Raw genomic sequence first — 25,235 nt, 5'->3', positions numbered from 1 at the left:
CTCTTTACCCTCAGGCGTATTGCGGGTTGGCTTTGTTCGGATTGATGCCGTACTTCTTGATGGCTTCGGCCACCTTGGCGACCGGCACCTTGCCTTCGTCGGCCAGCGCGCGCAGGGCGGCCACGACGACGAAGTGGCGATCCACCTCGAAGTGCTCGCGCAGCTTGGCGCGGAAATCCGAGCGGCCGAAACCATCGGTGCCCAGCACCTTGTATTCGCGGCCCTTGGGCACGAACGGACGGATCTGGTCCGCAAAGAGCTTCATGTAGTCGGTCGACGCGATGATCGGGCCTTCCGTCTTGGCCAGCTGTTCCGTGACGTAAGCGACCTGCGGCTTCTTCTCGTCGGGGTGCAGCATGTTATGGCGTTCGGCGTCCAGACCGTTGCGGCGCAGCTCGGTGAAGCTGGTGACGCTCCAGAGGTCCGAGGCGACGTCCCAATCGGCGGCCAGGAGTTCCTGCGCGGCCATGACTTCGCGCAGGATCGTGCCCGAACCCATGAGCTGCACGCGGTTCTTGCCCTTGCCGTGCGACTTGAGCTTGTACATGCCCTTGATGATGCCTTCCTCGTCGCCCTTGGTCAGACCGGGCTGCGGGTAGTTTTCGTTCATCACCGTCAGGTAGTAGTAGACGTTTTCCTGGTCTTCCACCATGCGCTTCAAGCCATGCTGGATGATCACGGCCAGCTCGTGGCCGAACGTCGGGTCGTACGAGACGCAGTTCGGGATGGTCGAGGCCAGGATGTGGCTGTGGCCGTCTTCGTGCTGCAGGCCTTCGCCGTTCAGCGTCGTGCGGCCGGCGGTGCCGCCCAGGAGGAAGCCGCGCGCCTGCATGTCGCCAGCGGCCCAGGCCAGGTCGCCGATGCGCTGGAACCCGAACATCGAGTAATAGATGAAGAACGGGATCATGATGCGGTTGTTCGAGGAGTACGACGTGGCCGCCGCAATCCACGAGCTCATCGCGCCCGCTTCGTTGATGCCTTCCTGCAGGAGCTGTCCGTCGGCCGATTCCTTGTAGTACATGACCTGGTCTTTGTCGACCGGGGTGTACTTCTGGCCTTCCGGCGCGTAAATACCGATTTGGCGGAACAGGCCTTCCATGCCGAAGGTGCGCGATTCGTCGGCCAGGATCGGCACGACGCGCGGGCCCAGTTCCTTGTCGCGCAGGACCTGGTTCAGGATGCGCACGAAGGCCTGGGTGGTCGAGATTTCACGGCCTTCCGCGGTGGGCTCCAGCACGGCCTTGAACGCGTCCAGCGCGGGGGCCTTGAGCTGTTCGTCGGCCTTGGCGCGGCGGCGCGGCAGGTAGCCGCCCAGCGCGGCACGGCGCTCGTGCAGGTACTTCATTTCGGGCGAGTCTTCGGCCGGCTTGAAGTACGGCAGGTCCGCCAGCTTGTCGTCCGGGATGGGGATGCCGAAGCGGTCGCGGAATTCGCGGATGGAGTCGAGTTCCAGCTTCTTTTGCTGGTGGGTCGGGTTCTTGGCCTGGCCGACGTGGCCCATGCCGTAGCCCTTGATGGTCTTGGCCAGGATGACGGTGGGCTGGCCGGTGTGGTCGCTGGCCGACTTGAAGGCCGCGTACACCTTGTGGGGATCGTGGCCGCCACGGTTCAGGCGCCAGATGTCCTCGTCGCTCATGCGCGACACGGCTTCCAGCAGCTTGGGGTGCTTGCCAAAGAAGTGTTCGCGCACGAACTTGCCGTCGTTGGCCTTGTACGCCTGGTACTCGCCGTCAACGGTTTCTTCCATGATCTGGCGCAGGATGCCTTCCTTGTCGTGCGCAAGCAGCGGATCCCAGTAGCCGCCCCAGATCAGCTTGATGACGTTCCAGCCCGAACCGCGGAAGTCGCCTTCCAGTTCCTGGATGATCTTGCCGTTGCCGCGCACCGGGCCGTCCAGGCGCTGCAGGTTGCAGTTGATGACGAAGATCAGGTTGTCGAGCTTTTCGCGGGCCGCCAGGGCGATGGCGCCCAGCGACTCGGGTTCGTCCATTTCGCCGTCGCCGCAGAACACCCAGACCTTGCGGTTGCTGGTGTCGGCAATGCCGCGGGCGTGCAGGTACTTCAGGAAACGGGCCTGGTAGATGGCCATCAGCGGGCCCAGGCCCATCGACACCGTCGGGAACTGCCAGAAGTCCGGCATCAGCTTGGGATGCGGGTACGAGGACAGGCCCTTGCCGTCCACTTCCTGGCGGAAATGGTTCAGCTGGTCTTCGGTCAGGCGGCCTTCGAGGTAGGCGCGGCCATACATGCCGGGCGAGGTGTGGCCCTGGAAGTAGACCAGGTCGCCGCCGTGGCCTTCGTCTTCAGCGTGCCAGAAGTGGTTCTGACCGCAGCCGATCATGGTGGCCAGCGAGGCGAACGACGCGATGTGGCCGCCCAGGTCGCCGCCGTCGGGCGGGTTGTGCTTGTTGGCCTTGACCACCATGGCCATGGCGTTCCAGCGCACGTACGAACGGATGCGCGATTCCAGTTCCAGGTTGCCCGGGTGCGCCGGCTCCAGGCCGGGGGGAATCGTGTTGACGTAAGCGGTATTGGGGGAGAACGGAATGTGAGCGCCGGAGCGACGGGCTTCGTCGATCAGGCGTTCCAGCAGGTAATGGGCGCGCTGCGGTCCTTCGCGATCAAGGACGGCTGCCAGGGCTTCGAGCCACTCCTGGGTTTCAAGGGTGTCTTCGTCGTTGGCGGCCTGCACGGCGCCAGCCTGGGCGTTAGAGGACATCGTGTGTCTCCTGTTGGGGTTCGTTCGTGACCACAAACCGCTTATTGATCTGCTCGCGGACATTGCATGGTAGCCGGGATCATCCGGGCTACCATGTGATGAATGGGGTCGGGGCGTTCTAAGGACCTGCCAGGGGCGGTTTCCCTGTCAGGCGGCATTCTAAGAAAGAAGATTAACCGGTCGCAAGGAAAATTTCATGTTGCGGTACGGCATTTCATAATGCGGAAAATTGAACAGAACCTGAATTGCTGAACACCCTCGTTTTTATGGGCTAGGACGAATGGTGGACTTGATTCTCGGCAATTCCGTTCCAACACGCACTAAAATGCGCGGTCTACCGGCCCCGAATTCCATGTCCAGCGCGCCCAAGTCCAACATACCTACGCCTTTCCACGATCACGCCCGCACCCGGCGGCGCGGGGTGTACTGGGTCACGCCCGCCATGGTGCTGATCCTCTATATCTGTGTGATGGGGGTGTTCTTCTGGTTGCAGCGCATCCATGACGACAGCGTCATGTTTGTCACCATTGACCAGGAACTACGCCAGCAACGCCTGATCTGGGTCGTGCTTGCCCTGTCCTGCGTCATCGTCATCAGCCTGCTGATGCTGTGGCGCTATACGCGCTTCCGGTCCACCGCCGAAGCCGCGCTCATTGCCGAGACCGGGTTCCGGCGCGCCATGGAAAACTCCATGTCCACGGGCATGCGCGTGCTCGACATGGAGGGCCGCATCGCCTATGTGAACCCGGCCTTCTGCCGGATGATCGGCTGGAACGAGGCCGACCTGATCGGCCGCAGCCCGCCCTTCCCCTATTGGGTGCCGGGCCGCCACGAACAGCACCAGCACACGCTGGACGTGCTGATGTCGGGCAAGACGCCCAGCAGCGGCCTGGAGGTCGAGGCCCAGCGGCGCGACGGATCGCGCTTCACGGCGCGCATGTACGTGTCGCCCTTGCTGGACCCCAACGGCAACCAGATCGGCTGGATGACGTCCATGACGGACATCACCGAGCCCAAGCGCATCCGCGAGGCCCTGACGGCCGCCCACGAACGATTCATGACCGTGCTGGAAGGCCTGGACGACGCCATCTCGGTCACTGCCGACACGCATGACGGGCTGGAGCTGCTGTTTGCCAACCGCACCTATCGCCGCGTGTTCGGCGCGCAGACGGGCGGACACGACGAACTGCTGGCCGGCCGCCGCGGCCGCTTCACCGACGAATCGGTCGAAGTCTTCGCGCCGTCCGTGCAGCGCTGGTTTGAAGTGCACCACCGCATGCTGGCCTGGACCGACGGGCGCCGCGTGCGCATGCAGGTGGCGCGCGACATCACCGAGCGCCGGGGCCACGAGGAGGCGTCGCGCGTGCAGCAGGAAAAGATCCAGCTCACCAGCCGCCTGACCACCATGGGCGAAATGGCCTCGTCGCTGGCGCACGAACTGAACCAGCCGCTGACGGCCATTGCCAACTACAGCATGGGCGCGGTGGCGCTGGTCAAGGCCGGCCACACCAGCCCCAACATGCTGCTGCCCGCGCTGGAAAAAGCCGCCTCGCAGGCCGAGCGCGCCGGCAAGATCATCAGCCGCATCCGCGAATTCGTGAAGCGCAGCGAGCCGCGCCGCCAGCGCGTGGCGATCGGCCGCATTGTCGACAACGCTATCGGTTTTGCCGAGATCGACGCCCGCAAGCGCCGCATCCGGATCGACAGCTTCGTGCCGTCCAACGCGCCCGACGTCCTGGCCGACCCCATCCTTATTGAACAGGTGCTGCTGAACCTGCTCAAAAACGGGCTGGAAGCCATGGAAAAGAGCGAGTCCGACGAGCTTAAGGTTGCCGTAATTCTTCACGACCAGCATATCGAGGTGGCCGTGGTGGACCGCGGCCACGGCTTGGCCGAACCCGAGCGCCTGTTCGAACCGTTCTTCAGCACCAAGTCCCAGGGCCTGGGCATGGGGCTGAATATCTGCCGTACCATTATCGAATCGCATCACGGCCGCCTATGGGCTGACCCCAACCCGGCCGGCGGTACTATCTTCCGCTTCACCCTGCCCTGCGCTGCGACCCAGACGCAGGCCCAGAACGATCAGTCCGAGGAGTTGCACGCATGAACACGCCCCACCTGTCGAGCACGGTATTCATTGTCGACGACGACGAAGCGGTCCGCGATTCGCTGCGTTGGCTGCTTGAAGCCAATGGATACCGCGTTCGCGCCTACGCCAGCGGCGAATCGTTCCTGGAAGACTACGACGCCAGCCAGATCGGCGTGCTGATCGCCGACGTGCGGATGCCCGGCATGAGCGGCCTGGAACTTCAGGAACAGCTGATCGCGCGCAATGCCCCGCTGCCCATCGTGTTCATCACCGGCCACGGCGACGTGCCCATGGCGGTGTCCACCATGAAGAAGGGCGCCGTCGACTTCCTGGAAAAGCCGTTCAACGAATCCGACCTGCGCGAGATCGTGGCGCGCATGCTGGAGCAGGCCACGCAGCGCGTGAGCAAGCACCAGGCCCAGAAGGACCACGAAGCCATGCTGGCGCGCCTGACCGCGCGCGAGCAACAGGTGCTGGAGCGCATCGTTGCGGGCCGCTTGAACAAGCAGATCGCCGACGACCTGGGCATCAGCATCAAGACCGTCGAGGCGCACCGCGCCAACATCATGGAAAAACTTGAAGTGACCACCGTTGCAGATTTGATGAAAGTGGCTCTGGCCAAACCCGAGGCACACGCATGACCGCAAGGATTATTGACGGCGCCGCGCTCTCGCAGCGCATTCGCGAAGAAGTCGCCGAGCGTGTCTCGGCCCTGGCCGCCAAGGGCACCCGCCCCGGCCTGGCCGTTGTGCTTGTCGGCGCGGATCCCGCGTCGCAGGTGTATGTGCGCAACAAGGTCGCGGCCTGCGAAAAGGCCGGACTGCATTCCGTGAAAGAGCAATACCCGGCCGAGATGACCGAGGCCGAACTGCTGGCCCGCATCCAGGTCCTGAACCAGGATCCCAGCATCCACGGCATCCTGGTGCAGCTGCCCCTGCCCAAGCACATGGACGCCCACAAGGTCATCGAGGCCATCGCGGCCGAAAAGGACGTGGACGGCTTCCATATCAGCAACGCGGGCCTGCTCATGACCGGCCAGCCGCTGTTCCGTCCCTGCACGCCGTATGGCGTGATGAAGATGCTGGAATCGGAAGGCGTGAACCTGCGCGGTGCCGAGGCCGTCATCGTGGGCGCCAGCAACATCGTGGGCAAGCCGATGGCCATGCTGCTGCTGCAGGCCGGCGCCACCATCACGATCTGCAACTCCAAAACGCGCGACCTGGCGGCCCAGACCCGCCGCGCCGACGTGCTGGTCGTGGCCACCGGCAAGCCGGGCATGATCGACGGCTCGATGATCAAGCCGGGCGCCGTCGTCATCGACGTGGGCATCAACCGCGGCGCCGACGGCAAGCTGTGCGGCGACGTGGATTTCGCGTCCGCCAAGGAAGTGGCCGGCGCCATCACGCCGGTCCCCGGCGGCGTCGGCCCCATGACCATCGCCATGCTGCTGGTCAACACGGTCGAAGCGGCGGAACGCGCTGCAGGCTGACTGCGTAGACCTCGGTGTCTGACACCCGTGTGAGAGGCGCTTCAGCTTGAGCAGGCGTCTCTGGGGTGTCAGACATCTGCCGCACACCAGCCGCAACTTGGGGGGCAGACACCCTCCCCGTCCGCCGGCGGGCCTTGCGTTCGGGACGATCGCCCTCACCTGATCCTTATCGCCGGCGCGCCGCGCGCGTCGTCCGCCACTCAATAAGCCGGTAACCCCATGACTCAGAACCCCCTGCTCGCTCCCGTGTCCGAACTGGTCGACTACGCGGCCGTCAAACCCGCGCATATCGTGCCTGCCGTCGAAGAGCTGCTGGGTATCGCCCGCAAGGCCGTCGACCAGGCTGCCGACCCCGCGCTCGTGCCCACCTGGGAGGCCGTGGTCGAGCCCTTGGACACCGCGTCCGAGCGCCTGTGGCGCGCCTGGTCGGTGGCCGGCCACCTGAATGCAGTCGTCAATACGCCGGAGCTGCGCGAGGCCTATAACGCCGCGCTGCCGCTGGTCACCGAGTTTTCGACCTGGGTGGGCCTGCACGAAGGCCTGTACAAGCAATATCAGCGGCTGGCCGCCGCGCCCGACTTCGCGTCCTGGACGCCGGTGCGCCGCCGCATCGTGGAAATGGCCCTGCGCGATTTCCGCCTGAGCGGCGTCGAACTGCAAGGCGCGGACCGCGAACGCTATGCCCAGATCTCCGATCGCGAGGCGCAGGCCTCGCAGAAGTTCTCGGAAAACGTGCTCGATTCCATCGACGCGTGGTCGCTGATCGTGGAAGACGAAAGCCGCCTGGCCGGCATTCCGGCGGACGTGATCGCCGCCGCGCGCGCCGCCGCCCAGGAAGACGGCAAGGCCGGCTGGAAGCTCACGCTGAAGATGCCCTGCTACCTGCCCGTCATGCAGTACGCCAAGGACCGCTCGCTGCGCGAGGCGCTGTATCGCGGCTACGGCACGGTGGCGTCCGAGCAGGGCGACGCCAAATTCGACAACTCGCCGCTGATCGAAGAACTGCTGGCGCTGCGCGCCGAAGAATCGGGCCTGCTGGGCCTGGGCACGTTTGCCGCGCTGCGCTTGCAGACGCGCATGGCCCGCGACGCCAAGGAAGTGACCGGATTCCTGCGCGACCTGGCCGCGCGCGCCAAGCCTTTCGCGCAGCGTGACCTGGCCGAACTCACGGCCTATGCCACCGGCGAACTGGGCCTGGACAGCCTGCAACCGTGGGACGTGGCTTACGCCTCGGAACGCCTGCGCGAATCGCGCTATGCGTACTCGGAAGACGAGGTCAAACAGTACTTCACCGAACCGCGCGTGCTGGCCGGCCTGTTCGACGTGATCCAGACCCTGTTCGGCGTGCGCCTGACCGAAACGCCAGTGTCGTCGTGGCACGGCGACGTGCGCGGCGTGCGCGTCGAAAGCCCCGAAGGCGCGCTGATCGGCCATCTGTACCTGGACCTGTACGCCCGCGCCGGCAAGCAGAATGGCGCCTGGGTCGACAGCGAGCGCACGCGCCGCGTCGTGGCCGGCAAGGTGCAGACGCCCATTGCCTACCTGACCTGCAATTTCTCGCGCCCCAACGGCGATCGTCCCGCCGTGCTGACGCACGACGACGTCATCACCCTCTTCCATGAAACCGGCCACGCGCTGCACGCGCTGTTGTCCGAAGTCGACGAGCCCGGCGCCGCGGCGTTCGCCAGCGTCGAATGGGACGCCATCGAGCTGCCTTCGCAGTTCATGGAGAACTTCTGCTGGGAATGGGCCGTGGTGCAGAAGCTGTCGGCGCATGTGGACACCGGCGAGCCCCTGCCCCGCGCACTCTACGACCGCCTGGTCGCCGCCCGCAACTACCAGAGCGGCATGCAGACGGTGCGCCAGATCGAATTTGCGCTCTTCGACATGCTGATGCACGACCGCAGCAAGGGCGCGTCGATTTCCGAAGTGCTGGCGTTGCTGCAGGAAGTGCGCCAGGAAGTGGCGGTGCTGTTCCCGCCGCAATGGCATCGCCTGCCGCACGCCTTCTCGCACCTGTTCGCGGGCGGTTACGGCGCGGGCTATTACAGCTACAAGTGGGCCGAAGTGCTGTCGGCGGACGCGTACGAGGCCTTCGAGGAAGCGGCTGCCAAACAGGCGGGCAATGCGCTGGGCACGCTGGATCCGGAAACCGGCGCGCGCTTTCGCCGCGAAGTACTGGCCGTGGGCGGCTCGCGCCCGGCGGCCGATTCGTTTGCCGCGTTCCGCGGCCGCGCGCCGCGTATCGATGCGTTGCTGCGCCATAGCGGAATGACGGTCAGTTGATGACGGTGTCTGACACCCCTGAGGCACCGCCGCACCTTGCGGCGGCCTTCATCGGGTGTCTGACACCTTGAGCGCCTGCAGCACATTTCGCCTCTCCGGAAGATGGCCGCCATCGAGCGGGCCATTTTTTTGATTTCAGCCTGCGCCGGCACAGGGCATTGCGGCCGCGCAAACTCTCCTCGGATCCAGCAGGTAGAATCCGAAAGGTTTACCCCCTTCCGGCTACTGGACCCATGCGACACTCGATTACCGGCCGCTTCTTTGGCGGACTGCTGATGGCTTTGTGTGTGTTTCTTGCCGCCTGCGGCGACAGGAACGTCGACTGGACGCTTTACAACGTCAAGGGGCACCTGCCGGACCTGAAGTTCTCGCTACCGGGCGCGGGCGGCAAGACGGTCAGCAGCGACGACCTGAAGGGCAACACCGTGCTGCTCTTTTTCGGGTATGCCAGCTGCCCGGACATCTGCCCCACCACCATGGCGCAGTTGACCGCGGTGTTGCAAAACCTGGGCGACAAGGCCAAGGACGTGCGGATTCTCTTTGTCAGCGTGGACCCGCACCGCGACACGCCAGACATCCTGCAGGCCTACGTCAACGCCTTCAACAACAACGCCATCGGCGTGACGGGCAACGAAAAGCAGATCGCGGACCTGGCGCGCCGCTACCGCGTGGCCTACCAGATCGAAAAGCCCCGTCCTGGCGACGACGCCGACATGTACGAAGTGACGCACAGCCGCGGCGTGTACATTTTCGACAAGGACGGAAAGGCGCGCCTGCTGGCATCTGACACCGACAGCATCGAGGCGCTGACCAAGGACGTGCGCCAGCTCATCGACTTGACCTCCTGACCCGACGGGCGGGGTCCGCACACCAGTTGTTACAACGGTGGCGCGCGGGGCGCGGGTATCCGTGGGTATCATCAGTCCACATTGCCCCCTTTTCCCTAGTAAGGAGTACGCGCATGAGCATCATCATCATGATCATCGTCGGGTTCATCGTGGGCCTGATCGCCCGCGCCATCATGCCCGGGGACCAGAACATGGGGATCATCATGACCACCATTCTGGGCATCATCGGCGCGGTCGTGGCCGGCTTCCTGGGCCAATCGCTGGGCTGGTACGCCCCCGGCGAACCCGCGGGATGGATCGGATCCGTCGTCGGCGCGATCATCGTGCTGTTCGTGGTGGGCCTGATCGCCAGAAAGCGCACCTGACGTCCGCGCGTCCGACAGGCAAAAAAAACGGGCCGATCGCAAGATCGGCCCGTTTTGCATGGCAAACCGCCAAACGCGCGCCAGGCAATCAGCCCGCGGGCGCGGCCGGTGCGGCAACCGTGCGCTCCGTCCAGCCGCCGCCCAGCACCTTGTACAGCGTGACCAGATTGGTCAGCCGCGCCAGACGCGTGTCGACCAGCGCCTGCTGCGAGGTGTACAGCGAGCGCTGCGAATCCAGCACGCTCAGGTAATCGTCGATCCCCTGCCGGAAACGTTGCTCGGACGCGTCATACGCGCGCTGGTTGGCGTCCACCAGCAACCGCTGCGCCTGGATCTGCTCGTCCAGCGTGCCGCGGCCGGCCAACGCATCGGCCACTTCGCGAAATCCCGTCTGGATGGATTTCTCGTACTGCGCCACCTGGATGTTCTTCTGCACCTTCGCCAGATCCAGCCCCGCCAGCAGCGAGCCGCCCGCGAAGATCGGCACGGTGATCTGGGGCACGAAGCTCCAGGCCCCGGAGCCGCCGTCGAACAGGCCGCCCAGGCTGGCGCTGGCGGTGCCGGCCGAGCCCGTCAGGCTGATGGTGGGGAAGAACGCGGCGCGCGCCGCGCCGATATTGGCGTTGGCGCCCTTCAACTGATGCTCGGCGGCACGGATGTCCGGGCGCCGGGCCAGCAGATCGGACGGCAGGCCGGCGGGCAGCGTGGTCGGCAGCATGCTGTCGTCCAGCTTGACCGCGTTGTCCAGCGCCGCCGCCATCTCGGGCGACAACGGCTGGCCCACCAGCAGCACCAGCGCATTGCGGTCCTGCGCGGCCTGGCGCGTGTATTGCGACAGGTTGCGCTCCGCCGTGCGCAGCGACACTTCGGCCTGACTCAGGTCCAGCGCGGTGGACAGGCCCTGGTCGTAGCTCTGCTTGGTCAGGTTGTAGGAGTCTTGCTGGCTCTTGAGCGTGTCGCGCGTCAGGCTGAGCAGTTCCTGGTCCGCGCGCAGCGTAAGGTAAGCGTTCGCAACTTCGGCGATCAGCGTGAGCTGCGTGGCGGTGCGGGTTTCGTCCAGCGCCAGATACGACTCCAGCGCCTTGTCGCTCAGGCTGCGGATGCGGCCAAAGAGGTCCAGCTCCCAGGCGGACATGGCGGCGCCGACCTGATAGCTGTGGCTGGTGGTGGCCCGGCCGCTGGGCGACAGGTCTGCCGGCGTGCGCTGGGCCGAGCCCTGGCCCGCCACGCCGATGCTGGGCGCCAGGTCGGCGCGCTGGATGCGGTACTGCGCGCGCGCCGCCTCGACGTTCAGCGCGGCCACGCGCAGGTCGCGGTTGTTGGTCAGCGACTGTTCGATCAGCTGTTGCAACAGCGGATCGCCGAAGAAGTCGCGCCAGCCGATGTCGGCCACGGCCATGCCGGCCGGTGCGGCCGTCTGGGCGGCGTTGTAGGCCGGCCCCGTGGGGTAAGCCGCGTCGACGGGCGCATCGGGACGCTCGTAGGTGGGGGCCAGCGAGCAGCCCGCCAGGGCCGCCGCCAGGGATACAGACAGCAAGGTTCTCATCGGGAATGTCATTACGGTTGACCCTCCGCCGGCACGTCCTGCGGCCCCTTGGCGCTGGTGTCGTGCTTGTCGACGTTTTCGCTCATGCGCTTGACCTTGAACACGCGCAGCATGATGACGAAGAAAGCCGGTACGAAGAAGATGGCCAGGAACGTGCCGGTCAGCATGCCGCCGATCACGCCCGTGCCGATGGCGTTCTGGCTGCCCGAGCCCGCGCCGCTGGAAATCGCCAGCGGGGTCACGCCCAGGATGAACGCCAGGGACGTCATCAGGATGGGACGCAGACGCTGGCGGGCGGCGTGGATGGCCGATTCCGTCAGGCTGGCGCCCGATTCATAGTGCTCCTTGGCGAACTCCACGATCAGGATGGCGTTTTTGGCCGCCAGCCCGATGGTCGTCAGCAGACCCACCTGGAAGTACACGTCGTTGGACAGGCCGCGCATCAGCGTGGCCAGCAGCGCGCCGATGATCCCCAGCGGCACCACCAGCATGACCGCGGACGGAATGGTCCAGCTTTCATAGAGCGCCGCCAAACACAGGAACACCACGATGAGCGAGATCGCGTACAGCGCGGGCGCCTGGGCGCCGGACAGGCGTTCTTCGAACGACAGGCCGGTCCATTCAAAGCCGACACCCACCGGCAGCTTGGCCGCCAGGCGCTCCATTTCTTCCATGGCTGCGCCCGAGCTGTAGCCCGGCGCCGCCTGGCCCTGGATGTTGTACGACGGCACGCCGTTGTAGCGGTTCAGCTTCTGCGGGCCGAAGCTCCACGTCGCGCTGGAGAACGCCGAGAACGGCACCATGTCGCCATCCTTGTTGCGCACGTACCACTTGTTCAGGTCTTCCGGCAGCATGCGCGAGGACGCCTCGCCCTGCGCGAACACCTTCTTCACGCGGCCGCGGTCGATGAAGTCGTTGACGTACGACGAGCCCCACGCGGTGGCCAGCGTGCTGTTGATGTCCGACACGGCCACGCCCAGGGCGCGGGCCTTTTCGCGGTCGATATCCAGCTGGTACTGCGGCGCGTCCTCGATGCCGTTGGGACGCACGCCCACCAGCACCGGGCTCTGAGCGGCCTCGCCCAGCAGCTGGTTGCGCGCGGCAAGCAGCTTCTCGTGGCCCACGCCGGCGCGGTCCATGAGCTGGAAGTCAAAGCCGGTGACGTTGCCCAGTTCCATCACGGACGGCGGCGGCACGACGAACAATTTCGCTCGGCGTTCCGTCTGGGCGAAATGCGCGTTGGCGCGCCCCGCCACGGCGGCGGCCTTCAGGCTGGCGTCGCCGCGCTCTTCCCAGTCGCGCAGCTTGATGAACAGGATGGACGCGTTCTGGCCGCGGCCGCCGAAGTTAAAGCCGTTGACCGCGAACACCGAGGTGACGGCGTCCTTTTCTTCGGTCAGCAGGTACTTGGTGGCGTCGTCGATGACAGCCTTGGTGGCCTCGGCGGTGGCGCCGGCGGGCGTCTGGATCTGGGCGAACAGGATGCCCTGATCCTCGGCCGGCAGGAACGCGGTCGGGATGCGGGTGAACAGCCAGCCCATCGCGATGACCAGCGCCAGATACACGACCATCAGGCGCTTGGTGCGGTTCAGGCCGCGCGCGACGGTGTTGGCGTAGCCGTTGCTGCTGCGTTCGAACGTGCGGTTGAACCACCCGAAAAAGCCCCTCTTGGCGCCATGATGGCCCTTGGGAATGGGCTTGAGCAGCGTCGCGCACAAGGCCGGGGTGAAGACGATGGCCACGATCACGGACAGCACCATCGAGGACACGATCGTGATCGAGAACTGCCGGTAGATGACGCCCGTGGAGCCACCGAAGAACGCCATCGGGATGAACACGGCGGCCAGCACCATCGCAATGCCGATCAGCGCGCCGGTGATCTGGCTCATGGACTTGCGCGTGGCCTGCTTGGGCGTGAGGCCCTCTTCGGCCATCACCCGCTCGACGTTTTCCACGACCACGATGGCGTCGTCGACCAGCAGGCCAATGGCCAGCACCATGCCGAACATGGTCAAGGTGTTGATGGAATAACCGAAGGCGGCCAGCACGCCGAACGTGCCCAGCAGCACCACCGGCACGGCCAGCGTGGGAATGATGGTGGCGCGGAAGTTCTGCAGGAAGAGATACATCACCAGAAACACCAGGATGATGGCCTCGACCAGCGTCTTGAACACTTCATGGATCGACAGGCTGACGAACGGCGTCGTGTCGTACGGATAGACGACGTCCATGCCCGGTGGGAAATACGGCTTGAGGTTGTTGATGGTGTCGCGCACCGCCTGCGCCGTGTCCAGCGCGTTGGCGCCCGGCGCCAGCTTGATGGCCAGGCCCGAAGCCGGATTGCCGTTGTAGAAGCTGTCGATGGCGTACGTCTGGCCGCCCAGTTCGATGCGCGAGACATCGCGCAGGCGCACCTGCGAACCGTCGGCATTGACCTTGAGCAGGATCTCGCCGAAGTCCTCGGGCGTCTGCAGGCGCGACGGGCCGATGATGGTGGCGTTAAGTTGCTGGCCGCGCACGGACGGCAGGCCGCCCAGCTGGCCGGACGACACCTGGACGTTCTGTTCCTTGATCGCGGTGGTGATGTCGACCGTGGTCAGTCCGTAATTGACGAGCTTGGCCGGGTCCAGCCATATCCGCATCGCATACTGCGAGCCGAAGAGCTGGAAGTCGCCCACGCCCTGCGTGCGGCTGATGGGATCCTGCACGTACGAGGCGACGTAGTCGGCCAGGTCGTCCTTGGTCATCGAGCCGTCGGTGGACACGAAGCCCGCCACGATCAGGAAGTTCTTGGTGGCCTTGGTGACGCGGATGCCCTGCTGCTGCACTTCCTGCGGCAGAAGCGGCTGCGCCAGCGCAAGCTTGTTCTGGACCTGCACCTGCGCGGTGTCGGGGTTGGTGCCCTGCTTGAAGGTCAGCGTGATGGACATGCTGCCGTCGGAGTTGCTTTCCGAGGAGATGTACTGCAGGCCGTCAAGACCGTTCATCTGCTGCTCGATCACCTGCACGACGGTGTCCTGCACGGTCTGCGCGGACGCGCCCGGGTAGGTCACCGCGATGCCGATGGCGGGCGGCGCGATGTTGGGATACTGGGCAACCGGCAATTGCAGGATGGACAGCGCGCCGGCCATCATCAGCACGATCGCGATCACCCAGGCAAATACCGGCCTGTCGATAAAAAACTTTGCCATGCGTGGCTCCCTGATTACTGCTTGGCCGGCGCGGCGCCGGCAGCTTGCGGCTGCTGCGGCTGCGGCGCCTTGGCGCTGGCCTCGGTGGCGACCACTTCAACGCCGGGGCGCACCATCTGCAGGCCTTCCACGATCACGCGGTCGCCGGCGGACAGGCCGTCCGTCACGAGCCACTTGTCGCCGATGGCGCGGTCGGTCTTCAGGTCACGCAATTCGACCTGGTTCTTGGCGTTGACGACGAGCGCGGTCGGCTGGCCGCGCTGGTTGCGCGTCACGCCGCGCTGCGGCACCAGCAGGCCGTCGGCCGCGACGCCGTCAGCCAGGCGCGCGCGCACGAACATGCCGGGCAACAGGCGCCGGTCGGGATTGGGGAACACAGCGCGCAGCGTGATCGAGCCCGTGCCCGGGTCCACGGTCACTTCCGAAAACTGGAGCTTGCCGGTCTCTTTGTATTGCGAGCCGTCTTCCAGCGTCAGCGTGACCAGCGCGGCCTGCTCGCCGTCCGCCTTTTGCAGTTGGCCGCTGGCCAGGGCGTCCTGCAGGCGCAGCAATTGCACGCTGGACTGCGTGAGGTCGACGTAGATGGGGTCGATCTGCTGCACTGCGGCGAGCGCGCTGGTCTGGTTGGCCGTCACGAGCGCGCCTTCGGTGACCGCGGAGCGGCCGATGATGCCGTCGATGGGCGACAGCACCTTGGTGTAGACGAGGTTGATGCGGGCCGTGTCCAGCGCCGCCTTGGCCGACAGCACGTCGGCGGCGGCCTGATCGCGCGAGGCCACGGCGTTGTCGTAGGTCTGCTGGCTGACCGCGCGGGTGGCGACCAGCGGCTTGTAGCGCTCGGCCAGCAGCGCGGCCGTCTTCTGCTGCGCCTGGGCGCGGGCCAGCGCCGCCTTCTGGCTGTCGACGTTGGCCTGGTAGAGGGCGGGATCGATCTGATAGAGCTGTTCGCCGGCCTTGACCTCGCCGCCCTCGGTGAAGAGGCGCTTCTGGACGATGCCGTTGACCTGCGGGCGGACTTCGGCCACGCGGAACGGGGACGTGCGGCCAGGCAGTTCGGTGGTAAGGGAAACGGGCTGCGTCGCCAGGGTGACGACCGTGACCTGCGGCTTGCCCGCCTGGGGCGCCTCTTGCTTCTTGCCGCAAGCGGCCAGGGTGAGAGCCGATGCCGTCAGCGCGAAAACCGCCGCGCCGCGCCACATAGCGCTTTTCTTATTCATAGATTGCATTCCCGATTTCAATAAAGGTAGCCCCGCGCCGCGCAAACGCCGCGTGCCGGTTGGCCCTGAAGGGGCCGGTTTGCCTGGGGCGATTCTGCGAAGAACATCAGCCCGTCAGACCGTCTTGGCGCGGTCCGCGGCGTTCGACCTGGGTGGATTCGCGTGGAACACGCAAGGCTGGACGTTTATCGCATTGCTGCATTGCAGAACTCGCATTCTGAGTTATCCCGCTTTAGAAACAAAGGGGCATGAAGAGAAAACATCATTCCATTTATGGGACAATTGTCCGATCCGCACTGTGACAAAATTCGGTCATGAAACGCCTACAGGGAATGGAACTCTTCGTCGAGGTCGCCAAGACAAACAGTTTTAGCCGCGCCGCGGCAACGCTGGGCGTCCCGAAGTCGACCTTGTCTCGCCAGGTGGCCGAATTGGAGCGGTCGGTGGGGCTGCGGCTGCTGAGCCGCACCACGCGCAAGGTGGAACTGACCGACGCCGGGCGGCTGTATTTCGAACGCTGCCAGCGCATCGTGGCCGAGGCGCAGATCGCCCATGAAGAACTGCAGAAGCTGGTGGACACGCCGGCCGGGCCGCTGCGGGTGAACATGCCCGCGGACTTCGGCACGGACTTCCTGGCTGAATCGTTCATGGAGTTTTCCCGGCGCTATCCCGATGTGACGTTTTTCCTGGACCTCGCGAACCCGGACCACGCATCGCGCGTGTTCCAGACCTGCGACGTGTCGATCGAAATCGGCGACCTGCCCGACTCGACCCAGATTGCAAGATTGCTGGGCATGCTGCCTGCCTACCTGTATGCCTCGCGCGAATACCTGGAGAAGCACGGCGAACCGAAGCATCCCAGCGACTTGACCCGGCACGAGTGCATTGAGTTCCGCGCGGAAGGCGCCGGCCGCGTGACGCGCTGGCCGCTCACCAACGGCGAACAGCACATCGAGTTCACGCCGGGCAACCGGTTTTCCGTCAACGGCGTCGCCATGGCCCGCCGCCTGGCCATGCTGGGCGCGGGCATTGCGGTGCTGGTGGGAGGTCAGTTGGCGGAACAGCAGTCCGGCCAGTTGCAGCGCGTGCTGCCCGACTGGCAGCTTGGCCCGTTTCCGGTCCACGCCGTCACCGAGACGCGCCTGCTGCCCGCCAAGACCCGGATCTTCATCGAGTTCCTGATGGAGCGGCTGGGCAGCCACTGGCAAGCGAAGGATACGCCTGCTTTCATGAAACGCGGCTAAGGCCGAAACAGACTGAAAAATCCTTAGTACGCCGACAGCAGATGTCGGGACGGGTGACTAATCAGGGAGCGAGTGTCAGAAGGACTCGTCGTCGCGCAAATAGCGCCATTGGCCCAGCGGCAGGTCGCCCAGCGCAACACGGCCGATGCGCACGCGTTTCAGGCCGATCACTTTCAAGCCCACCATTTCGCACATGCGGCGGATCTGGCGTTTTTTGCCTTCGCGCAGCACGAAACGCAGTTGGTCGTGGTTCTGCCAGCGCACCTGAGCGCGCTTGAGCGGCTTGCCGTCCAGCGTCAGGCCGTGGTTCAGCAAGGCCAACCCGTTGTCGGAGAGCTCGCCCTGCACACGCACCAGATATTCCTTGTCGATGGTGGAGTCTTCGCCAATCAGTTGCTTGGCGACGCGGCCGTCCTGCGTCAGGACGAGCAGCCCTTGCGAATCGATGTCCAGGCGGCCAGCGACGGCCAGACCGTCCAGGTGGGCGCGTTCGAAGCGCTGCGGGGCGCGGTCGCCGGCAAAGCGCGAGCGTGAATCGATCAGCGCCACGGCGGGCGTGTAGCCTTTTTCGGCCTGGCCGGACACATAGCCCACGGGCTTGTTGATCAGGATGGTGACGCGGGAGGTCTGGCGCGCGTGCGCGGCGCGTTCCAGCGTGATGACCTGGTCGGGATAGGCGCGCGCGCCCAATTCGGACACGACGACGCCGTCGACGCGGACCCAGCCGCGCTCGATATAGCTGTCCGCCTCGCGGCGGGAACAGAGTCCGCGCTCGGACATGAGCTTGGAGATACGTACTTTTTCCATGGGCGGTATTGTATGCGGACGGCCGGTGCCCCCCTGCCCTGCGGCATTGCGACGCAGACGGCCTTCGGGCGGGGCTTGGCATAATACGCAGCCATGACGAAACCCGCAGCCCATTGCCCCCCTCTCGCCGCCGGCTGGCTGGCGCAAGCCCCGGCCCTTCTGTCCCCCGCCCAACGCCACTGGCTGTTCCGGCCCGGCGCACTTACCGCTGGCTTGCGCCAGGTCGGGCAGGTGCGTCTGCGGGTGTTGGCCGAGTATGCCGATGGCGCGCCGGCCGACGAGGCGCGTGCGATGCGCATTGCGCCGGGCGCACCGGTGTGGATCCGCGAGGTATTGATGTCCGTGAACGGTGTGGACAGCGTCCCGGCGCGCAGCCTGACGCCGCTGACGGCCTCGCACGGGGCCTGGCAAGGCATGCGGCGCCTGTTGACCCGGCCGCTCGCCGACATGCTGTATCACGACAGCACGGTGATCCGGTCACCCTTTGCGTGCCGCCGTCTGGCGTCGCCCGTGCCGTTCCATGCCACCGCCTCGAACGTGCTGCCGCCCGAAGCCCGCGCGCTGCAGGCCGGCCGGATCTGGGCGCGCCGCTCGGTGTTCTGGCGCCAGGGCCAGCCGCTGCTGGTGGCCGAGTGCTTTCTGCCGGACTTCTGGGAATTGATCGCCGGCCAGCCCGTGCCGCCGCTCGTGCCGCACCAGCGCACGCCCCGCTGAGGCGGCGGAGTGCGGGCCGCAGCGAAAACGTTCAGCCCACGCGGCGCCCCCGCTGCTGTCGCAACCGCGCACACCGCCCCGATTCAGGAACCCTGCCCCCCGCTGTAAGCGGGTTCAGCCTTCGTACCGCCGCCCTTGCTCCAGCAGTTCCGGCGTGCCGATCACGTCATTGAGCCCGTCGAAATCCAGCATGCTGTCCTTCCACGGCCCCGTCGTGCCGTGCTGGCGCAGGCTGCCGTAATAGCCCTGCAGCGTATGCGCGACGGCGCGCGCGGTGCCGCCCGGGAAGATCACGATGCGAAACCCCACCGCAGCGAGCGCGCCGGCGTCCTGCACCGGCGTCTTGCCGCCCTCCACCATGTTGGCCAAGAGCGGCACGCGCGCCGCGAAGCGGTCGCAGGCTGCGCGCATCTGCTCCGGCGTGCGCAGCGCTTCGATGAAGAGCGCGTCCGCACCGGCTTCCAGATAGGATTCGGCGCGGTCCAGCGCCGAATCCAGGCCCTCGGACGCCAGCGCGTCGGTGCGCGCCAGGATCAGCGTCGACGCATTGACGCGTGCGTCCACGGCGGCGCGTAGCTTGTTGCACATCTCGGCAGCGGGGATCACGCTCTTGCCGTCCAGGTGGCCGCAGCGCTTGGGAAAGGTCTGGTCTTCGAGCTGGATCATGGCCGCGCCCGCGCGCTCGAAGCCGCGCACGGTGCGCTGGGTGTTCAGCGCGTTGCCGAATCCCGTGTCGGCATCCACGATCACGGCCGCCGACACGCGCTCGGCGATGCGCGCCAGCGTCTCCTCGACCTCGGTGTACGTGGTCAGGCCGATGTCCGAGCGGCCCAGCCGCGAGTAAGCGATGGACGCGCCCGACAGGTACAGCGCGGAAAAGCCCGCCTGCTCGGCGATCAGCGCCGACAAGGCGTCGTAGACGCCGGGAGCCAGCACGGTGCCGGCCGCCAATTGCGCTTTCAGGTTCTGTGTTTGCATCTTGGGTTCCTAATCCAGGCGGCGCCCGAGCAGCGCCGCCGCCGTGGCCGCGGCGATATGGCCGCCCGCAACCGCGCTGAGCAAGCCGTTGCCGGACAGATAGCCCGACACGTCGTTGCCCGAAACGCCCCGGGCGGCGCCGCCCGCGGCCAAGAGATTGGGCAGCGCCTGGCCGGCGTTGTCCAGGACGCGGCATTGCGCGTCGATGTCCAGTCCGCCTTGCGTGTGAAAGAGTGCGCCGGTTACCTTGACCGCGTGGTACGGCGCTTGCAGGGTCCGTTCAAAGCGGCGTCCCAGCGGATCCGGCGCGCCGGGGCGGACCGCATCCAGCGTCTGGCCCAGCACGAGCGGATCGCAGCCGATCAGCGCGGCCAGCTCTGGCACGCCGGCGCACGTCTTGAGCGCCTGCCCTTGCTCGGCCTGCACAAAGTCGGGAAACCCGCGCGCCAGCGCAAGCGTGCGGTCGTCGAAGACGTTCCAGGCGACCGAGTCCGGCTGCGCCAGCACGTGGACCGCGGCCTCGGAATAGCCGTGCGTCTCGTCGTGAAAGCGCCGGCCCTCGCCGTTGATCTGCACGCCGCCGTCCATCATCACGGCCCAGGAAATCAGCGCGCCTTGTGGGGTGGCCCAGGAGCCGTGGCCCTGGTAGCCGCCCAGGTCCGCCAGGCGCGCGCCCAGCTGCGTGCCCCACTGGATGGCGCTGCCGTCGTTGCCCGCATGGCCGCCGTAGACGGCCTCGCGCATGGCGGGCAGGTACTCGCCCACCATCGCGGCGTTGCCGCCAAAGCCGTTGCAGGCCAGGATCAGGACATCGCAGCCGATCACGTCGACCGAGCCGTCCGGGCGTTCGCAGCCCACGGCCGAGACTCGGCCTTCGTCGTCCGTCCAGATTTCGCGGGCCAGCGCACGCGTCAGCAGGTAGGCGCCTGCCCCGGTGGCGGCGCGTTCCAGGGCGGCGACCAGCGCCGCGCCGGTGCGCTCGGGCAGCGTGTGCATGCGCCGCGCCGTGTGTCCCGGATACAGGAAGCCGTCCAGCACCTCGAAGCGCAGCCCGTGCGCGGCCAATGCGTCCATGGCGGCGGCGGCCGCGCCGGTGTAGGCAGCCACCAAGGCTGGCGAGGCCGTGCCGTTGGCCTTGGCCTGGATGTCGGCGGCAAAGCGCTGCGCGTCGTCCTCGATGCCTGCGGCGCGCTGCACGGCAGAGCCTGCCGCGGGAATGAAACCGGAAGACAGCGCCGTGGATCCGGTGGGCACGGCATCGCGTTCGATCAGCACCGTCTCGATGCCGGCGCTGGCCAGACGCAGCGCGGCGGTCAGGCCGCAGGCGCCCGCGCCGATGATGGCCACCGGCACGTGCATCGCATCCGCGCCGGGCGCCTCGCCCCTTCTGACGACGGGTGCGCTCACGATGCCAGCCTGTCCAGCAGGTCCTGGCACGACACCACCTCGGCCACCGTGCGCAGGTCCGCCAGCGCGGCCTCGTGCATGGCGGGGGTCGGCGCGGCGCAGCCATCGGCCAGCACTGTCACGTGATAGTCGCGCATGTGGGCATCGCGCACCGTGCTGGCGACCCCGCCATTGGTGACGATGCCGGCCACCACCACGCTGGAGATGCCCGCGCGCCGCAGCACCCAATCGAGCTGCGTGTTGAAGAAGGCGGAATACGCGACCTTCCAGACCGAGACGTCGACCAGCCCGTCCAGCTCGGCCACGTTGGCCTGCCCGGGTGAGCCGGCCACGAAATCGCCACGGCGCAGGAACGGGCGCAGTTGCTTGAGATGCGGCGAGATCATGGGTTCGCCATGCGCATCGGGCCACAGCGTGAACTGGCTGGCGGCCACGAAACCGCCCTGTCCCTTGAGCGCGCGGGCCACGGGCGCGACCCGCGCGGGCAAGGCCCTGGCCTGCGGGCTGACCGCGCCGCCGCGGTCATAGGCGCCGCCCGGCGCCAGGAAGTCGTTCTGCAAGTCGATGATGACCAGCGCGGTCGTGCGGGGATCGAAGGCGTGCATGGCGGGCTCCTACGATGCAGTCCGGGCGATCAGCAGATTGCCCAGGGAATCGACCCGGCCCGCAAAGCCGGGCTCGATCCAGATGGTGGTGTCGGGCTGTTCCAGGATGGCGGGGCCCGCCACCTCGGCGCCGACCGGCAGGTCCAGGCGCGCGTAGCGCACCGCATCGTGCCATTGCCCGGCATGAAAGACGGCCTGCGTGCCCAGCGCGGCGGGCATGGCTGTGCTGGTGGGCGCCAAGAGGGCCAGATCGAACTTGGGACGCTGGCCGATCCGCGCGTAGCGCAGGTTCAGGATGCGGACCGCAATGCCGGTGAGGCTGCGGCCGAAGGCGGCCTGGTAGGCGCGGTCGAATGCGGCGGCAATGCCTTCGCGGCTGAGGTCCGCGCGGCCCACCTCGACGCGCACGGTGTGGCTCTGGCCCACGTACAGCATGTCCAGTTCAATGCTTTCGCGGACGCCCTCGAACGACACACCCGCCGAATCCAGGCGCTGCTGGCAGGCGTCTGCCAGTCCGTCGATGCGGGCCAGCAGGTCGGCCGCGTCCAGCGCATCCAGCGCCACGTTCAGGGTCTGCACGCCGTCATGGCGCATGTCGGCCATGACGCAGCCCAGCGCCGACGTCACGCCCGGATAGCGCGGCACAATGCCGTGGGCGGCGTCCACCTCGTTCATCATGGCGCAGACGTGCAGCGCGCCGCCGCCGCCGAACGGCATGTAGGCAAACTTGCGCGGATCGTGGCCGCGCTCGATGGACACGACGCGGATCGCGCCCGCCATCTTGGCGTTGGCAACCGTCAGGATGGCTTCCGCGGCCGCATGGACGTCCAGGCCCAGCGGACGCGCCACGTGTTCCTCGATGGCGGCGCGCGCCAGATTGACGTCCATCTTGGCCAAAAGACCGCCGCCCAACGGGCGGTCCGCGGCAATGCGGCCCAGCAGCACGTTGGCGTCCGTGACGGTGGGCCGGGTATTGCCGCGGCCATAGCAGGCCGGGCCGGGGATGCTGCCTGCGGATTCAGGGCCGACTTGCAGCAGCCCGCCGGCGTCGACGCTGGCGATCGAGCCGCCGCCCGCGCCAATGGTTTCGATCTGGATCATCGGCGCGCGCACGACCATGCCGAAGTCGATGGCGGTCTGCGCCGACAGCGAGGCCTCGCCCTCGGCCACCAGCGACACGTCGAACGAGGTGCCGCCCATGTCGCCCGTGACCACATTGGGAAAGCCTGCGGCGCGGGCAATGGCCGCGCACGCGATGACGCCGGCCGCCGGCCCCGACAAGGCGGTGCGCACGGGCACGTCGCACGCCGTCTGGCGCGACATCACGCCGCCATTGCTCTGCACCACCAGCAGTTCGCCTTGGAAGCCGTGCTGCTGCAGATCGGATTCCAGGCGCGTCAGGTAGCTGCCCACCACGGGCTGCAGCGCGGCGTTCAGCACCGCCGTCGAGCACCGCTCGAACTCGCGGATCTCGGGCAGCACCTCGGTGGCGGCGGTGACGTTGCCGTTGGGCCAGATGGACCGCACGCGGGCGGCAGCCTGGGCCTCGTTGACGGGATTGGCGTAGGCGTTCACGAAGAACACGCAGACCGCCTCGCAGCCTTGCGCCAGCAGCGTGCGCGCCGCGGCTTCGACCTGGTCCAGGTCCACGGGCGTGTGCAGCGCGCCATCGGCCAGCACGCGCTCGCGCACTTCCAGGCGCAGATCGCGCGGCACGACGGGTTCATAGTTGCCGCGCAGGCCCCAGGTCTGCGGCCGGTCGCGGCGGCGCATTTCCAGCACGTCGCGAAAGCCCTCGGTCGTGATGATGCCGGTGCGCGCGACCTTGCGCTCCAGCAGTGCGTTGGTGCCCACGGTGGTGCCGTGCACGATCGTCGCGATGTCGCCGGCGCCGTCAGCCACGCGGGCGATGCCGTTCATGAAGCCGCGCGCTTCCTCGCCGCGGGTCGACGGCACCTTGACCACGCGGGCGCTGCCGCCCGCCTCGTCCAGCACGAACAGATCCGTGAACGTGCCGCCCACGTCCACGCCCACCACCAAACCTTGCGCCGCGCTCATGCCGACTGCTCCTTCTGAATGTCGCTCACATAGCCCATCTTGCGGTCGTGCTCGCGCGCCGCGGGGTCACGCCGCGCGGGATCGCCATAGCCGCCTCCGCCCGGGGTTTCCAGGCGCACGCGGTCGCCGCGCTGCAGCCGGATGCCCAGCATCTTCGAACTCATGGGCGGGGACAGCCACTGGCCGTCCTGCTGATAGCGAAAGACGTTGAGCGCGGCCTGGCCGCCGCCCGCGATGCCCTTGGGCGCGCTGCGGCCGCGCTCGCCGAAGATGAAGGCCTCGGCGCTGTCTTCCAGTAATTCAATTTCATAGATGGCGCCCAGGCCACCGCGATGCGCGCCATCGCCCGCCGAATCCGGACGCAGCGCCCATTGCGTGAAGCGCACCGGATACGCCGCTTCCAGGATTTCCAGCGGCGGAATGGTGGCGGTGGAGATCGGCGCGTTGCCGTGGCTCAGGCCGTCGCCGTCCGAATGCCCGCCGTGGCCGCCGCCAAAGAAGCTGAACATCACCCAGCGCTGGCCCTTGCGGGCGGCGTCGCTGCGGTAGCCGGCGATCGACAGCGCGTTGATGGTGCCGTAGGCCTGCGCCATGGCGCGGTCCGGCGCGGCCTGGGACATCGCGCAGAAGATCACGTCGATCATGCGCAGGATGGTCTCGGTGTAGCCGCCCACCGGACGCGGACGGTCGGCCGAGATCACCAGGCCGTCCGGCAGCGTCACCTCCACCGCGTCCAGCACGCCCGCGTTGGCTGGGACATCCGGGAACAGGTGCTTGAGCGCCACATAGCAGGCCGCGATGGCGGTGGCGCGCGAGATGTTGACCGGACCCGCGCAGGCCGGCGACGTGCCGGTGAAGTCCAGCCCCAGGCGGTCACCGGCGATGGTGAGCTTGAGCGCGATGCGCAACGGCGCGTCGCGCACACCGTCGTTGTCCAGCATGTCCTCGAAGGCGTACTCGCCATCAGGCAGGCGGGCGATGTGATCGCGCATCAGGCGGCGCGCGCGTTCGCGCAGGGTGTCCAGGGACTCCAGCACCGTCGCATCGCCGTACTCGTCCAGCAGGCCGTCCAGCCGGCGCGCGCCCAGTTCCAGCGCCGCGAGCTGGCCGTTCAGGTCGCCCCACAGGCTGTCGGGCAGACGGGTGTTGGCCTTCAGGATGGCCAGCACGTCCTGGTCCAGCACGCCGGCGCGCACGATGCGCACGGGCGGGATCTGCACCGCTTCCTGCCAGCATTCGGTGGCGGCCGGGTTGTAGTTGCCGGGCACCGCGCCGCCCACGTCATGCCAATGGGCTGCCGACGCCAGGAAGCAGAACAGCTTGCCGCCGCGGAACACCGGCTTGACCAGCTTGAAGTCGTTGGCGTGCGTGCCGCCTTCGTACGGATCGTTGAACAGCCACACGTCGCCATCCACCATGCCGCCACGGCCGGCCGCCGCCTTGGCGGCCGCCTTCACCGCGAACGCCATCGCGCCCACGAAGACGGGCAGGCCCGACTTGCCCTGGATCAGCGTGGCGCCGGTGGCGGCGTCGTACATGCCGTGGCAGGCGTCATGGGCCTCGGCGATGATGGGATTGAACGCGCTGCGGTACAGCGTCGCGTCCATTTCGTCGGCGATCTGTTCCAGGCGGCCCTTCAGGACCGCCAGGGTAACGGGGTCAAGCATGATGT

General features: G+C 67.0%; 18 protein-coding genes. 8 read left to right on the top strand and 10 right to left on the bottom strand.

Annotated elements, in window-relative coordinates:
• Positions 1 to 10: 10 nt before the first annotated feature.
• Positions 11 to 2,719: a pyruvate dehydrogenase (acetyl-transferring), homodimeric type gene (gene aceE, locus H4P35_RS10580; protein WP_056316508.1), complete on the bottom strand. Its 2,709-nt coding sequence runs from the start codon at positions 2,717 to 2,719 to the stop codon at positions 11 to 13.
• Between the two features lie 352 nt (positions 2,720 to 3,071).
• Between aceE and H4P35_RS10575 the strand changes: the two genes are divergently transcribed.
• The 6 genes from H4P35_RS10575 (at position 3,072) to H4P35_RS10550 (ending at position 9,796) form a co-directional block, all read left to right on the top strand.
• Positions 3,072 to 4,826 (top strand): PAS domain S-box protein, encoded by a 1,755-nt coding sequence (locus tag H4P35_RS10575; protein ID WP_056316505.1) that lies wholly within the window; start codon positions 3,072 to 3,074, stop codon positions 4,824 to 4,826.
• Positions 4,823 to 5,449 (top strand): response regulator transcription factor, encoded by a 627-nt coding sequence (locus H4P35_RS10570; protein ID WP_006219003.1) that lies wholly within the window; start codon positions 4,823 to 4,825, stop codon positions 5,447 to 5,449. The genes H4P35_RS10575 and H4P35_RS10570 overlap by 4 nt, the downstream gene beginning before the upstream one ends.
• Positions 5,446 to 6,297 (top strand): bifunctional methylenetetrahydrofolate dehydrogenase/methenyltetrahydrofolate cyclohydrolase FolD, encoded by an 852-nt coding sequence (folD, locus tag H4P35_RS10565; RefSeq protein WP_056316504.1) that lies wholly within the window; start codon positions 5,446 to 5,448, stop codon positions 6,295 to 6,297. The genes H4P35_RS10570 and folD overlap by 4 nt, the downstream gene beginning before the upstream one ends.
• A gap of 219 nt (positions 6,298 to 6,516) precedes the next feature.
• Positions 6,517 to 8,583 carry a M3 family metallopeptidase gene (locus H4P35_RS10560; RefSeq protein WP_226848972.1) on the top strand — a complete coding sequence of 689 codons (2,067 nt, stop codon included), beginning with the start codon at positions 6,517 to 6,519 and terminating at the stop codon, positions 8,581 to 8,583.
• Between the two features lie 233 nt (positions 8,584 to 8,816).
• Positions 8,817 to 9,431, top strand: a complete 615-nt coding sequence (locus tag H4P35_RS10555; protein WP_226848970.1) for an SCO family protein — start codon at positions 8,817 to 8,819, stop codon at positions 9,429 to 9,431.
• A 113-nt stretch (positions 9,432 to 9,544) separates the two neighbouring features.
• Positions 9,545 to 9,796 (top strand): GlsB/YeaQ/YmgE family stress response membrane protein, encoded by a 252-nt coding sequence (locus tag H4P35_RS10550; protein ID WP_056316497.1) that lies wholly within the window; start codon positions 9,545 to 9,547, stop codon positions 9,794 to 9,796.
• Positions 9,797 to 9,884: 88 nt separating this feature from the next.
• Here H4P35_RS10550 and adeC read toward each other — a convergent pair whose 3' ends face one another.
• From adeC to H4P35_RS10535, 3 genes are read right to left on the bottom strand one after another with little or no spacing between them, the layout of a single operon-like run.
• A complete protein-coding gene (gene adeC / locus H4P35_RS10545; protein ID WP_304518376.1) occupies positions 9,885 to 11,354 on the bottom strand; it encodes an AdeC/AdeK/OprM family multidrug efflux complex outer membrane factor in 1,470 nt (489 codons plus the stop codon).
• Complete coding sequence (locus H4P35_RS10540) at positions 11,354 to 14,533, bottom strand: efflux RND transporter permease subunit (RefSeq protein ID WP_152384155.1); 3,180 nt, start codon at positions 14,531 to 14,533, stop codon at positions 11,354 to 11,356. Before H4P35_RS10540 ends, adeC begins: the two co-directional genes overlap by 1 nt.
• Positions 14,534 to 14,547: 14 nt before the next feature.
• Positions 14,548 to 15,750, bottom strand: coding sequence for an efflux RND transporter periplasmic adaptor subunit (locus H4P35_RS10535; protein WP_062840886.1), 1,203 nt, complete (start codon positions 15,748 to 15,750; stop codon positions 14,548 to 14,550).
• Between the two features lie 332 nt (positions 15,751 to 16,082).
• Between H4P35_RS10535 and H4P35_RS10530 the strand changes: the two genes are divergently transcribed.
• Positions 16,083 to 16,994 carry a LysR family transcriptional regulator gene (locus H4P35_RS10530; protein ID WP_062840885.1) on the top strand — a complete coding sequence of 304 codons (912 nt, stop codon included), beginning with the start codon at positions 16,083 to 16,085 and terminating at the stop codon, positions 16,992 to 16,994.
• A 75-nt stretch (positions 16,995 to 17,069) separates the two neighbouring features.
• Here the strand turns inward: H4P35_RS10530 and H4P35_RS10525 are convergent, their stop codons facing one another.
• A complete protein-coding gene (locus H4P35_RS10525; protein ID WP_226848966.1) occupies positions 17,070 to 17,801 on the bottom strand; it encodes a pseudouridine synthase in 732 nt (243 codons plus the stop codon).
• 93 nt (positions 17,802 to 17,894) lie between these two features.
• Between H4P35_RS10525 and H4P35_RS10520 the strand changes: the two genes are divergently transcribed.
• Positions 17,895 to 18,515: a chorismate lyase gene (locus H4P35_RS10520; RefSeq protein WP_226848964.1), complete on the top strand. Its 621-nt coding sequence runs from the start codon at positions 17,895 to 17,897 to the stop codon at positions 18,513 to 18,515.
• Positions 18,516 to 18,629: 114 nt separating this feature from the next.
• Here H4P35_RS10520 and H4P35_RS10515 read toward each other — a convergent pair whose 3' ends face one another.
• Genes H4P35_RS10515 through H4P35_RS10495 form a run of 5 tightly spaced genes read right to left on the bottom strand, consistent with a single transcriptional unit; the run spans position 18,630 to position 25,230 of the window.
• A complete protein-coding gene (locus H4P35_RS10515) occupies positions 18,630 to 19,493 on the bottom strand; it encodes an oxaloacetate decarboxylase (protein WP_226848962.1) in 864 nt (287 codons plus the stop codon).
• 9 nt (positions 19,494 to 19,502) lie between these two features.
• A complete protein-coding gene (locus tag H4P35_RS10510; RefSeq protein WP_226848960.1) occupies positions 19,503 to 20,900 on the bottom strand; it encodes an FAD-dependent oxidoreductase in 1,398 nt (465 codons plus the stop codon).
• Entirely contained in the window at positions 20,897 to 21,505 is a 609-nt protein-coding gene (locus H4P35_RS10505; RefSeq protein WP_152384151.1) for a cysteine hydrolase family protein, read from the bottom strand. Before H4P35_RS10505 ends, H4P35_RS10510 begins: the two co-directional genes overlap by 4 nt.
• A 9-nt stretch (positions 21,506 to 21,514) precedes the next feature.
• Positions 21,515 to 23,563: a hydantoinase/oxoprolinase family protein gene (locus tag H4P35_RS10500; protein ID WP_226848958.1), complete on the bottom strand. Its 2,049-nt coding sequence runs from the start codon at positions 23,561 to 23,563 to the stop codon at positions 21,515 to 21,517.
• On the bottom strand, positions 23,560 to 25,230 hold the full coding sequence (locus H4P35_RS10495; RefSeq protein ID WP_226848956.1) for a hydantoinase B/oxoprolinase family protein: 1,671 nt from the start codon (positions 25,228 to 25,230) through the stop codon (positions 23,560 to 23,562). Before H4P35_RS10495 ends, H4P35_RS10500 begins: the two co-directional genes overlap by 4 nt.
• Positions 25,231 to 25,235: the final 5 nt, after the last annotated feature.

Source organism: Achromobacter sp. 77 (assembly GCF_020541125.1).
GTDB classification, from domain to species: Bacteria; Pseudomonadota; Gammaproteobacteria; order Burkholderiales; family Burkholderiaceae_B; genus Achromobacter; species Achromobacter mucicolens.
Note: the sequence above shows the minus strand (reverse complement) of the source record. Positions and strands in the feature narration are given on the sequence as shown.